General features: G+C 76.2%; 5 protein-coding genes. All 5 read right to left on the bottom strand.

Translation table 11 applies throughout. The annotated features are described in order from the left end of the window. Positions 1-8 precede the first annotated feature (8 nt). The 5 genes from SSP29_RS32865 to eccCa all read right to left on the bottom strand — a co-directional run bounded on the left by SSP29_RS32865 (position 9) and on the right by eccCa (position 13,081). Positions 9-3,266, bottom strand: coding sequence for a right-handed parallel beta-helix repeat-containing protein (locus SSP29_RS32865; protein WP_089104515.1), 3,258 nt, complete (start codon positions 3,264-3,266; stop codon positions 9-11). After that, positions 3,263-6,346, bottom strand: coding sequence for a hypothetical protein (locus SSP29_RS52615; protein WP_089104514.1), 3,084 nt, complete (start codon positions 6,344-6,346; stop codon positions 3,263-3,265). The genes SSP29_RS32865 and SSP29_RS52615 overlap by 4 nt, the downstream gene beginning before the upstream one ends. A 2-nt stretch (positions 6,347-6,348) precedes the next feature. Beyond that, complete coding sequence (eccB, locus tag SSP29_RS32855) at positions 6,349-7,680, bottom strand: type VII secretion protein EccB (protein WP_167450052.1); 1,332 nt, start codon at positions 7,678-7,680, stop codon at positions 6,349-6,351. 11 nt (positions 7,681-7,691) lie between these two features. Further along, complete coding sequence (eccD, locus tag SSP29_RS32850; protein WP_089104512.1) at positions 7,692-9,083, bottom strand: type VII secretion integral membrane protein EccD; 1,392 nt, start codon at positions 9,081-9,083, stop codon at positions 7,692-7,694. A gap of 77 nt (positions 9,084-9,160) precedes the next feature. Next, complete coding sequence (gene eccCa, locus SSP29_RS32845; RefSeq protein ID WP_089104511.1) at positions 9,161-13,081, bottom strand: type VII secretion protein EccCa; 3,921 nt, start codon at positions 13,079-13,081, stop codon at positions 9,161-9,163. Positions 13,082-13,211 lie beyond the last annotated feature (130 nt).

The raw sequence follows: 13,211 nt of genomic DNA, 5'->3' as shown, positions 1-13,211 counted from the left end.
GTTCCCGTTCACCCGGCCGGAACCGCTTCCGCCTCCGCCTCGGGGGCCGGAGCGGCGACCACACCCGCGCCGTACAGCTCCTGCGCACCGATCTCCAGCCGCTCGCAACGGGCCGCGAGCAGGTCGGCCAGCCGGTGCGCGCCGAAGACCGCGCCGCCGGGCGGCCGCCGGCCGAACTCGGCGGCCAGTTCCGCGGCGCCGTCCTCGGCGAGCCGGAACCCCTGGACCCGCAGCCGCCGTGCCACCAGCTCGACCAGCTCCGCCGGTGTGTACGGCACCATCCGCACGTACTCGGCGAACACCGCCGTCAGCGGGGCCCGGCCCCGCAGCAGCGGCCCCATGGCGGCCGAACCGCTGAGCACCGGTACCGGACCACCCGGCCGGACCGCGACCGTCTGCAGCCCGTCCAGGACCGCCGTCTGCTCCGCCGGCGGCCGCTGCTCGAAGCCGGGGTCCAGCTCCAGCAGCAGCACCCCGCCCTCGGCCTCCGCGAACGCGGCGGTCAGCCGGGCCGCGGGCTGCTCCGGCCAGCGGGCCGGCACCTGCGACAGCGGCAGCCGTACCACCGCACCGGTGGGCAGCAGTCCCGCCTCCGCGAGCCCGCGCCCGTACAGCGCGGTCAGTGCCGCGCGACCGGATCCCGGCCCGCCCTCCAGCACCAGAGCGGCCGCCCGCGGCAGTTCCCTGTCGGCGCCGGACGCGACGGCCAGCCGGCGCAGTCGGGCCAGCAGGGCGTCGCGGGCCGGCTGCTGCCCGCTGACCGCGGCGAGCCGGCGCACCGCGGGGGTCTCCCGGCGGCCGCCGTCCTTGCCGCCCGCCCCGTCGCCCCGGGCCGGCAGGGCGGGTACGTCGGTGGCCGCCAGGACGCTCAGCTCGTTGTCGTCGAGCGGCGCTTCGACGGCGAGCCGGGACGCCTGACGGCTGATCATCTCCTCGAAGATCTGCCGGGCCACCCGCCCGTTGCCGAAGGTGTCGCTCTTGGGCACCGCCTCGAAGTACTGGTCCAACGCCGCCAGCGCGCCGTCCGACAGCTCGTAGTAGTGCTTGCCGCACAGGCCCCGCACGATGGTCACCAGCTCGTCGGGGCTGTAGTTGGGGAACTCCACGGAGCGGGCGAACCGGGACGCCATGCCCGGGTTGGAGGCGAGGAACTGGTCCATCTGCGCCGAGTAGCCGGCCACGATGACCACGATCTCGTCGCGGTGGTCCTCCATCAGCTTCATCAGCGTCTCGACGGCCTCCTGGCCGAAGTCGGGGCCGGTGCCGCGGGACTGGTTGGTGAGGGTGTACGCCTCGTCGATGAAGAGCACCCCGCCCAGGGCCTTGTTGAAGACCTCGGTGGTCTTGATGGCGGTCCCACCGATGATCTGGGCCACCAGGTCGGCCCGCGCCACCTCTACGATGTGGCCCTCGCTCAGGATGCCCAGCTCCGCGAGCACGGCCCCGTACAGCCGGGCCACCGTGGTCTTGCCGGTGCCGGGCGGACCGGCGAAGACCAGGTGCCGGCTCATCGGCGGCATCGGCAGCCCCATCTCCTGCCGCCGCTGGGCCATCTTGTTGAGGTTGATCAGCCCGGTGACCTCGCGCTTGACGCTCTCCAGACCGACCAGCGCGTCGAGTTCGGCGAGCGGCCCCACCATCCGGGTCCGGTCCGTACGACCGTCCTCGCGCTCCCCGCCGGACAGCCCGGCCGGCCGGGCACCGGGTCCGTCGCGTCCATCGCGGTCGGCTTTTCCGGCCACGGCGTCCGGGGCGCCGCTCCGGTCGGCCACCGCCCGGCCGCCGTTGTCCCGGATGTCGCAGTCGGTGACCACCACCGGCTCGTCGCTGCGCGAGCGCACGCCGTCGCCGCCGTTGTCCCGTACCGTGCAGCCCGTCAGCTCCGCCCGGCAGCCCGCCGTCACATGGACACCGTGGCCGCGGGCGCCGGAGATCCGGCAGCCGGTCGCGGCCAGTTCGCCCGCGGTGAGCAGGCGGACGCCGTCCGCGTCGGAGTCGCCGAACTCGCTGTCGTGCGCGGTCAGCCGGGAGCCGGAACCGATCAGCACCGCCGAGCCGGTCACCGCCGACCCGCTGAGGGTGGCCCGGGACGCGTCCGCCAGCGACAGACCCGGACCGCCGGCGGCCCGCAGCCGCACTGCCGACAGCTCCGCCCGCGCCCCCTCGGTCAGCGTCACACCGGTGCCCGCCGCCACCTCGGCGTCCCGCACCTCCAGCCGGCCCCCGTCGCGCACCACCACGCCGTGGCCCCGGCCCCCGCTCACCGTCAGCCGTTCGACCCGCGCCTCCCCGGCCACCCGCAGCGCCGCCTGCGCCGCGTCGTGGACGGCCAGCCCCGCACACTCCGCGCTCGCCTCCGCGTCCACCGCGACACCCACCCCGGCCCCGCTGACCGCGCACTCCTCCAGCCGCACCCGGGCCCCGGACACGGCCTGCACGCCCACCTCGCCCGGTGACTCCAGCACACAGTTCCGCAACACCGGGGCGGCGCCCGGGCCGACGTACACCGACTGCTGGCCGGCGCCGGTGAACCGGCACCCCGTCAGCACGGTCTCCGCGGTGCTGGTCAGATACGCGTCCAGCGTGGCGCTCCCGGAGATCTGCACCTCGCGCAGCTCGGCCCGCGCCTGCTGCTCGACGGCCAGGGCCGGTTTCCCGCTGCCCGCGATCCGGGTCGTCTCCACCGTCACCGAGCTCTGCCCGTTGGCGCACACGCCGTTGCCCCGCGCCCCCTCCAGCACACAGTCACGGACCGTCAGCCGGCCCCGTTCGGCGACCACCACGGCGGACGAGCCCACCCCGGTCACCCGGCTGCGCTCCACCACGTTCGGCCGGTCGGAGGTCACCACGATCCCCGCGCCCCGCTCGTTGGCCAACTCGCAGTCCCGCAACGCCAGTACGCCCTCGTGCCAGGCCAGTACCGCGGCCCAGGCCTGACCGGAGACCCGGCAGCCGTCCAGGGCCGCCTGGCCGCGGCGCACGTCCAGCACCGGCGCCTCCCGGTCCGCCCCCGACAGCACCAGGTGGGACAACTGCACCGCCTCGGCGTCCAGGACGATCGTGCTGCCCGCCGACGCGTGCAGCTGCGGCGGCTGCGCGCTGTCCTGCGCGGCGACCGTCACGGGCTTCGTCACGTGCAGGCTCTCCTCGTAACGGCCGGGCGCCACGGTGATCAGCGCGCCCTCCCGGGCGTCGGCCAGCGCCGCGCCGATCGAGCGGTAGGCACCGGGCCGGTCCGGGGCGACCTGCAGCAGCTGCCGGGTCACTGGCGTGCTCCCTTGCTGTTCGACGAGGCGGGGCGGACCGGCAGCAGCCCCGGCGGGACGCCCACGGGACGGGCCGGCGGTTCCTGGCCGCGCGCCGGACCGCCGCGGAACTCGCGCAGGGCGGCGAGCGAGGCGGTGAGACCGTCGAGCGCGATCCCGTCCAACGGGAGCGGCCCGTCCTGCCCGGTCTCCGAGGAGGACAGCTGGCGCAGCAGAACCGCGGGCCGGTCCCCTGCGCCGTCGGCGCGCAGCACCTTGAAACGGGTGCCGGGTTCGAAGACCACACGGTCGGCGGCGGAGGCGTCCACCAGCCGGGTGCGGCGCGCGGTCATCGACCACACCAGGAAGTCCACGCTGTCCGGCGGCGCCGGGTAGGGCGCCGTCCACGCGGAGCAGAACGCCCACTCCGTGGTGACCCGGCCCTCGTGGAACCAGGCCAGTTCCGCCGGGCCGGCCGGCGCGTGCAGCAGCGCCGGGCCGCGGTAGGAGGGCAGCCTGCGCAGCCCCGCGGTCACGCACCGGGACATCGGGACGTGCGGTCCCTTCGTGGCGCCGCGCACCGCCGCGTCCACGCGGGCGCTGTCGCCGCCCAGGTACAGGCGCACCGCCACCAGGTCGGTCAGCGCGTCCGCCGCGTCCTCCCGGGAGGACGAACGCAGCCCCGGCGACTCCGACAGCACCCGGGCGACCGACCCGGCGAGCGCGCCGAACTGGGCGCTGAACGTCCGGCGCAGCCAGGCCCGTTCCCGCTCCAGCCCACGCTCCGGCGGCACCGCGGCAACCGCCGCACCGGGCACGGGCTGCACCCGGACCCCGGGTCCGCCCGCCTCCCGCCGGTCACCGGCGGCGGCCGTCGGCACCGACGGCCCCGGGGGCATCACGTCCGACTCCAGCCGGATGAGAGGGGCCCCGGCCCGCGTCCCGGGCGGCGGCGGTACGGCTCCGCCGGGCCCCGCGGGCACCCCGGGCGGCGGCACCGGCACACCGCCCACGGGTGCGGCCGGAGCGGGAGCCCCGCGTGTCGCGGCGGCGCCTCCGGGGCCGACCGGAGTGGTGGGTGTCGGTTCGCCGGTCGGGGGGTCGACATGGGGCGTGTGCCCCGGTGCGCTGCCCGCTGGGCCGGTGGGGTCGGTCGGAGTGGTGGGTGCCGGTTCGCCGGTCGGGGGGTCGACATGGGGCGTGTGCCCCGGTGCGCTGCCCGCTGGGCCGGTGGGGTCGGTCGGAGCGATGGGTGTCGGTCGGCCGGTCGGCGGATCGGCAGGGGTCGAGTGCCCCCGTGCGCTGCCCGCTGGGTCGGCGTGGACCGGTCGAGGGGCGGCGAGGTCGGGGCGAGTGGCCGGTGCCGGTTCCGCGCTCGCGGGATCCGACGGAACGGCGGGATCCTGCGCGGTGTGCACGGGACCGGCGGGGGCCGGTGCCGTGCCGCCCGGGCCACCGGGATCGGGGCGTCCCGGTCGCGTGTCCGTGGGGTCGGCGGGAACCGGCTGTGTCCGTGTCGCGTTCGCCGGATCGGCCCGAACCGGTTCGGGGCCGCGGCTCTCCTCCGGCGGGGCGGGATACGGGACCGTCGCGGGTCCGGGTCCGGGTCCGGGTCCGGGGTCGGGGTCGGGGCCGGGGCCGGCTGTCGGGTCGGCCGCGGGCGGGGCCGCCGAGGCCGGGTACGCCGGGGGCTCCGGTGCGGGCGTCGGCTGGATGCGGGCGTACGACGGTGCGGCGGGCGGTGCGCCCGGCGCCGCGGTGGGGGCGGCGGCCGGTGTCGCCACGGTCTGTCCGGGGTCCTCGTGTCCGGGCGACCACACCCACCACTCCTGCTCGTGCCAGCCGAGCGAGGGGCCCGGTTCGTCCGCCGGGGTCACCCGGAACGCCTCCCGCAGGGTGGGGTCCAGCTGGCGCAGCATGTCCTCGGCCAGGCCGCGCAGCCGCTCCCCGGACTCGGGGGTGGCCCGGTCGTAGAGGATCAGCGCCCGACCGGGCGCGGCGGCGACCCGGCGGACCCGGTCGGAGTTTTCCGGCTCGGCCGACGGGCGCAGCCACAGCCCGCTCTGGACGACCTCCAGCACGGTCTCGGGCCCGTACGCGTACGTCCCGCCCGTACTGTCGGGGGTTCCGGTGAGCGGGGAGCGGACGCCGAACAGGGCGGGCAGCGGTGGCGTACGGCCGTTGCCCGGGAAGTACACCACCTCGCCGACGAACGGCTTCCAGGCCGCCGTACCGTCGTGGCTCGGCACCTCGATGTCGGGGGCCTGCCCGCCCAGGTGCTGCCGGGCGGGCAGGCCGGTGTAGAAGACGACCTGCTCGCCGGTGCCGTCGGCGAGCCCCTGGCCCAGGGAGTCCACGCCGTCCGGCAGTGCCACCGGGCCGAGTTGCAGGAAGCGCAGCCGCCGGCGGGCCGAGGGCAGGACGCTGTGCCAGACCCGGACCGCGTCCGGGAGGTCCACCGGAGGGCCGCCCGGGCTGCCCACCACCGCGGTCAGCATCTCGGTGCCGGCCGGGATGCGGTCCACCAGCCAGTGCCGGCCGCCGCCGGGCGCACCGGTGCCGCGCAGCCAGACCCCGCTCGGAGTGGGCTCCACGACGGCGTGGGACGCGGTGTGCCAGGTCCGGTCGGTGACGGCGTACTCCCAGGCGGGCTTCGGGAAGCGCCGGGAGTCGTACCCCACCGGGTGGCGGGCCCGGTAGCTCAGCCAGCCGGTGCCGTCCTCGGGCGCGATGAACAGCCCGCCCTCGGGCAGGGCCCGCACCGCGCCGTCCGGTGCCAGCACCACGCTCCCGAGCCGCTCCGCCGCGGCCTGGCCGAACCGGCGTACATCGGGCGGCAGGGCATGGCTGAACACCAGCCGTACCCCCTCCGGCGCGGCGGTCAGCGCCCGCGGCACTGCCTCCCACTCGCGGGCGCCGGCGTCGAACGGCAGGTCCACCACGACGAGTCGGTGGTGCGGGTCGGCGGCGAGGGTCCGGGCGAAGGCCAGCGCGGCCGGATCCGGCCCGCCCTTGCGGTGGACCAGCAGGGCCTCGCCGGCCGGCCGGGTCCGCAGACCGGCGCGGCCGGCCAGCGCGGCCGGGGCCTCCAGATGCACCACGCTCACCCCTCCTTCACGGTGGCGGCGGCCGCGTCGCCGTCCAGGACCGGGCCGCGGGGCAGCAGCGACAGCACGTCGGCGGGCATGGGCGTGGTCGGCCCGCTCAGCTGCAGCGCGCTCGCGGCCTGCTGGCCGAGCGGGAAGAGCGTGCCCTGGTCGTCCACCAGGTACGGCTGCGGGACGGCGGCCCCGGCGGCCACCTGGTCCTGGTCCACGGCCAGCACGCCGTGCCCGGGCGGTACCCGTACGGTGCGGTCGTCGCCGGCCGTACGGTGCTCCAGCACCACGGTGGAGGTGAGCTTCCGGCCGGCCGGAACCTGACGCAGGCACAGGTCGGCGCCGGCGGTGTCCACCGCCGGCGCGTGCAGGACGTCGGGCAGGCCGGTGGCGGCCAGGCCGGACCGGGAGAGGGTCGCGCCGGCCAGCGTGGTGGCGTCGATGGTGAGCACCGGGGCCGCGCCGCGCCGGGCGGCCAACAGGGCCAGTTCGGTCGGCGTGACCGGCGCGATCCCGTCGGCGAGCAGCACGTAGGTGTGGCCGCCGGACGCCGCGGGGGTGCGGAAGAGCTGCCCGACCCGCACGGCGTGGCCGGCCACGCGGCCGGCCGGGGTACCGGCGTGCGGTACGGCCGGTGCGGTGAGGGCCGTACCGCTGGGCACCCGGGCGAGCCAGGCGCGGGGCGCGGCGATCCGCTGTTCGCTGTCCAGGCCGAGCGCGATCAGGGTGGCGTCGGCGGCCGGTACGGGGTACTTCACGCCCTGCCACAGGACGTAGAGCTCGCCCTTCGGTCCGGCCAGCACGGCCTGGGCGGAGCCCGGCGCGGGCAGCGTACGGGGCGGCCCCAGATCGAGGATCTCGCCGGCCGGCGCCCCGGGCCGCAGGCAGCGCGCCCAGCCGCCCGACAGGACGTCGGCCGCCGCCGGCAGCGCGTCGGGGGCGCCGGCGATGCCGATGGCCGAGCCGTGCGGCACCGGGGCGAGCACGTCCCGGGAGACCGTGCGCACCGTCCCGGACGAGCCGGTGAGCAGCAGCGCGGAGGCGTAGTTGAGCACCGGCCGCAGGGTGCCGCCGACCAGCAGGTAGCGGCTGCCGGTCTCCTTCTCCACGATGATCGACCCCGGCTGCCGCCAGGTGTCCTTCTGCACCGGCTTGATCAGGCCGTACACCCCGGATCCGGCGCACAGCAGCACCACGAGGAGCACGCCGAAGAAGGCGCCCAGGGAGCCGCGCCGGGTCGGGCTCGTGCCGCGGCCCGGATCACCGGTGACCAGCGAGGTCGCCAGCCTGCCCACGGCGAACTGGTACGCCTGCACATGGTCGCGTCGGGTCTGCACCTGTGTCTCCTTCAGCCGGCCAGGGAACGGAACCACGCGTAGGCGTGCAGCAGCTGGAACAGCAGCGGCAGCAGGGCGATCGCGGTGACCCACTCGGTGATGTCGCCCAGTTGCCCCCAGACCGGCAGCAGCCGGCGTCCGGGCAGCCGCTCGGCGGCCAGCAGCAGTCCGCCGGCGGCGAGCAGCAGTGCCGCCGCCGTCGCCATCCGGGCCCCGGTGCCGTGCGGTGCCACGTCGACCAGCAGCACCACCACCGGCCCGGCGAGACCGGCCACGGCGGTGGACACCCGCTGGGTGATCCCGGTCAGTTCGCGGGCCTGCAGCACCACCGCCGTGCCGAAGACCAGCGGCAGCACCCAGCCGACCCAGTCGGTGCGATGGGCCAGCAGCCACCAGGCGGCCAGGCACAGTACGGCGGTGGTGACGGCGAGCGTGTCCAGCAGGGCGCCGGCCACCCTGGTCCGGGAGCGGATCAGCTGCTCCGGCTGGGGTTCGATGTCCTGCTGCAACTCATCAGCGTTGTGCGGGAGTTGGGGCGCCCGCAGCCGGGCCAGGCGCAGCGCCGTACGCGGGCCGACGCGGCCGAGGACGAACAGGGCGGCGGCCACCACGGCGACCGCCTGCGAGGGCGAGCAGCCGGCGGCGGCCAGTCCGCAGGCCGCCGCCGTGCTCACCGCGGTGAGCAGCGCGGCGCCCGGCAGCGCGTCCGGCAGCGCCCGCAACGCCAGCAGCAGACCGGCGAGCACGGTCACCCAGAGCGCGGCGAGCAGCAGGCCGGGGCCGTCCGGACGGTAGCCGCCGCCCGCCGCGGGGCGGGAGGCGAGGCCCGCGAGGACGCCGAGGGCGAGCGAGCCGCAGCCGGCCGGCACGGCGGTGGCCCGGTGGGTGCCGTACCGGTCCGCGGCGACGCAGCCGGCCGCCAGCAGCAGCGCGGCCGCACCGGCGGCGACCGCGTTCGCCGCACCGGGGCCGGGCCGCAGCAGCACCGCGAGCAGCGCCACCAGCACCAGCCCGGCCCCGGTCAGGGCGAGGACCCGGGTGGCGGCCGGGGTCCAGCGCCCGCGCTGCCCGCCGACGACATGGGCGACGCCGTCCGCGACGTCGTCGAAGTGCAGCCCGGGCAGGGCCTCTTCCGCCGCCCGCAGCCACAGCACCTCACCGTGGCGCAGCCCCAGGGTCTGCGGGGTGCCGTCGGGGTCCAGCGGCTCGTCGCCGATCCGCTGGAGCACCCAGTTGCGGCCGCCGTCGTCCGGCAGGCCCGCGTGCCGCAGCAGGACGGGCAGCAGCGCGGCGACCGGCAGGGTGAGCGGGACCGCCAGATCGGCGCGCCCGGCCGGGCCCTGAACGGTGAGCCGGCAGACGTCGGGCGGAGTGGACTGGAGCAGGGGCGTTGACGTCGTCATGGTGTTCCTGTGCGGTGTGGGGGCGGGATCCGGTCACCGGGCGCCGGGTCGCGCGGCCGGGCGGTCGCGTCGGGGGATCATGCCGGGGGGACCAGGCCGGTGTGGACGAGACCGACCGAACGCCGGGTGACCAGCTGGGCCCGGCCGGGCGGCAGGGTGCGGGGCTTGGCTTCGCCGAGGAACTTGCCCTCTTCCTTGGGGTAGGAGAACAGCAGTGCCGGGTTGCCCAGTTCCCACATGCGGCGCAGCAGCGGGTCCATCATGGCCCGGCCGGCTCCCGAGGCGCTGCGGGCGACCACCAGGTGCAGGCCGATGTGCAGGCCCTGCGCCAGCAGCGGTACCAGGGGCGCCGTCGGGGAGGGCATTCCGGGCAGGCCGCCGAACAGGTCGTAGTCGTCCATCACCACGAACAGCCGCGGTCCGTGCCACCAGTCCCGGCGGGCCAGCTGCTCGGGGCTGATGTCCGCCCCCGGCAGCCGCTGACCGACCGACACGGCCGCGGACTTGGCCAGTTCGCCGAGCCCGTCGGAGTCGACGGCGTAGCCGACCCGGTAGGCCTCGGGGATGTCCCGCAGCAGCCCGCGGCCGGGGTCCGCGGTCAGGATGCGGGCCTCGTCGGGGGAGTAGCGGGCGGTGACGGCCCGGATGGCGAGGCGCAGCAGGTTCGTCTTGCCGGTCTCGTTGTCGCCCAGCACCATCAGGTGCGGCGCGGCGCCGAAGTCGTGCCAGGCGGGCTCCAGGCGCAGTTCGTCCACACCGAGGCAGATCCGCAGTTCGGCGGCGTCCGCGGGCGGGTTCGGCAGCCGGTCGGCGGGCAGCCGCAGGGGCAGCAGCCGTACCTCGGGGGCCCGGCGGCCGGTCCAGAACGTGTCGATCTCGGCGACCGCGGACTTGGTCGCCGCCGTCAGGTCGTCGACCGTCGCCATGCCGTCGATGCGGGGCAGCGCGGACAGGAAGTGGTGGCCGGAGGAGACCAGGCCGCGGCCCGGCCGGTGCGGCACCCCGGCGGCGATCCGGCTGCCCACCTCGGACTCCATCGAGTCACCCAGCCGCAGCTCCAGTTTGGTGCCCAGCAGGTCCCGCAGCCGGGGCCGGATCTCCGACCAGCGCACCGCGGAGGCGACCACGTGCACCCCGAAGGACAGGCCGCGCGCGGCCAGGTCGATGACGACCGGCTCCAGGTCCTCGTACTCCGAACGCAGCGTCGCCCAGCCGTCGACCACCAGGAACACATCGCCGTACGGGTCCTCGACCTGCCCGGCGGCGCGCCGCGCGCGGTACGCGGCCATCGACTCCACGCCCTGGGCGGCGAACTCCTGTTCCCGGCGCTCCAGGAGCTGGGTCAGCTCGGCCACCGTACGGTGCACCCGATCCCGGTCGACCCGGCCGGCGATCGAGCCGACGTGCGGCAGACCACCGGTGGAGAGCAGACCGCCGCCGAAGTCCAGGCAGTAGAACTGCACCTGTTCCGGGGTGTGGGTGAGCGCCAGGGACAGCATCAGGGTGCGCAGCAGCGTCGACTTGCCGGTCTGCGGCGCGCCCACCAGGCCGACATGGCCGTCGGGCCCGGCGAGGTCCGCCACGAGCAGTTCCCGGGCCTGCTCGTACGGCCGGTCCACCATGCCCAGCGGGACGCGGGTCAGCGGCGGAGCGTCATGACCGGCGGCGGTCATGCCGCGCACCGGGTCGGGGACGATGCCGGGCAGCAGTTCGTCCAGGCCGGCCGGATCGGTCAGCGGCGGCAGCCACACCTGCCGGGCCGGCGGCCCGCTGCCCTCGATGCGGCGCACCAGCAGGTCCAGCAGGCTCTCGCCCGTGTCGTGGTCGGCCTGGTCCTCGTCGACCGACGGCGGCGCCGGTGCCACGGCCGGCTCCGGCGGCCGGACCGGGCCCAGCCGGCCCAGACCGAACAGCGCGACCTCCGCCGCCGGTTCGGCCGCCCGCGCCGCCGACTCGCCCGGAGCGGCCGGTGCCGGTGCCGGCCCCGAGACGTAGGCGGCCTTGAACCGGGCCAGATTGGAGATGTCGACCTTCAGATAGCCGTTGCCGGGCGCGGACGGCAGCTCGTACGCGGAGGTCACCCCGATGACGGCGCGGGACTCCATGGCGGAGAACGTGCGCAGCGCCAGCCGGTACGACAGGTGGCCCTCGACCTTGTGGATACGGCTCTCGTCCAGCCGCTGCGAGGCGAGCAGCAGATGCACCCCGAGGCTGCGCCCCAGCCGCCCGATGGACACGAACAGGTCGACGAACTCGGGCTTGCTGGCGAGGAGTTCGGAGAACTCGTCGACGATGATGAGCAGCGACGGCAGCGGGGTGAGGTCGGCTCCGGACAGCCTGGCCTTCTCGTACTCGAAGAGCGAGGAGTGGCCGACGGCGCGCAGCAGCTCCTGGCGGCGGACCATCTCCCCGTTGATCGAGTCCCGCATGCGGTCGACCAGGTGGACCTCGTCGGCGAGGTTGGTGATCACCGCCGAGGTGTGCGGCAGCCGCTCCATGTTCAGGAAGGTGGCGCCGCCCTTGAAGTCCACCAGGACCAGGTTGAGCACCTCCGAGGAGTGGGTGGCGGCCAGGCCCATCACCAGGGTGCGCAGCAGTTCGCTCTTGCCGGAGCCGGTGGCGCCGATCAGCAGCCCGTGCGGGCCCATCCCGCCCTGCGCGGACTCCTTCAGGTCGAGCTCGACCACCTCGCCGTCCTCGGTGACCCCGAGCGGCACCTTCAGCCGGGCCGCCTGCAGCTGGCGCGGCCGCCACAGCCCGGCCACGTCGAAGGTGTGCGGGTCGCGCACGCCCAGCAGGGTGGTCAGTTCGAAGTCCGAGTCCAGCGACCGGTCCACCAGGTCGATGACCCCGCCGGTCCGCAGCGGTGCCAGCTGCCGGGCCAGTACCTCGGCGGCCGTCCCGCTCAGTGCGTCGGCCGTCACCCGGGCGGTGTCGCTGCCCGCCGGGTACTCGGCGCGGCCGTCGCGCACGGTCAGCCGCAGCACCTTCGCACCGCCGGGCATGGCGCCGGTCGCGTCCAGCAGCACCACGTTGCGCATTCCCGTGGTCAGCAGCCGGGAGGCCGCGGGGATCCCGATGTCCTGCGCGATCACCACCACGAACGGCTCGGCGGTGCTGGGCGACACGTCCGGGTCGTGGTCGGGGCGGTCGCGGACCTCGGCGCCGAGCAGTTCCAGCAGCCCGTCGTGGTCGTCGGCGGCCAGCCGCAGCGGTCCGGCCGCGTCCGACTCCTCCGGATGCGCGTTGTGCGGCAGCCACTTCAGCCACTCCCACTCCGCGGCCGCCAGCTCCCCGCCCAGCAGGGCGATCCGCAGGTCGTCGGGGGAGTGCAGCACCGCCAGCTGGGCCACCATCGCCCGCATCAGGGCCAGCGCCTCGACACCGGAACCGGCGAACTCCACGCTGGTGAAGGCGCGCAGCGCCACCGGCACCGGCAGATGCGGGACCCGCTGGTGGGCCCGGGTGAACCGGCGCAGCGACACCGCCGACAGCGGCTCCAGGTCCTCCACCGGCCGGGTCTGCGGCGGCAGGAACTCCAGTGCCGCCCGCCGGGTGCCGGTGCCGATCCGGACCCGGGCGAAGTCCTCGTGGTTCGGCCGGCGTTCCCAGAGCCGGTCGCCGAGCGGCCACGTCCACAGCCGGTCGGGCGGCGGGTTGTCCCACAGCAGGGCGGCGCGCTGCTCGGCCGCGGCCTGCCGGGCCTGGGCGCGCTTCTGGCCCAGGTAGCGCAGGTAGTCACGGCGTTCCGCGCGCATCCGGCGCCGCCGGTCGCCGCCGGCCCGGCCCAGCTGCGTCAGGGTCATGCTCGCCATCGACCCGCCCATCAGCCCCGACATCAGATACGTCGTGGGACCGGGCTGGCCCTGGGAGAACATCAGCATCATCGCGCCCGTGCCCAGGCCCATCGGCAGGTACATCAGGGCGGAGCCGAGATCGGCCTGCGGCGGTTCGCCGAGCGCGGGCGGCTCGGCCAGCTCCACCTGCCCCTCCGGCATCCCCGGCCCCGCACCCCGCGGCCCCCGCCGCACCGATTCGGTACTCAACGGCCCTGCCCCTTCGCCGAGTCGGCGCGCAGACACGCTCCACGGGGGGCGGCGGGGCGGCTGGTACGAGGGCGGGTGCCGT

Source organism: Streptomyces hyaluromycini (assembly GCF_002217755.1).
GTDB lineage: Bacteria > Actinomycetota > Actinomycetes > Streptomycetales > Streptomycetaceae > Streptomyces > Streptomyces hyaluromycini.
The sequence above is the reverse complement of the archived record's forward strand: the minus strand, read 5'-3'. Positions and strand labels throughout refer to the sequence as shown.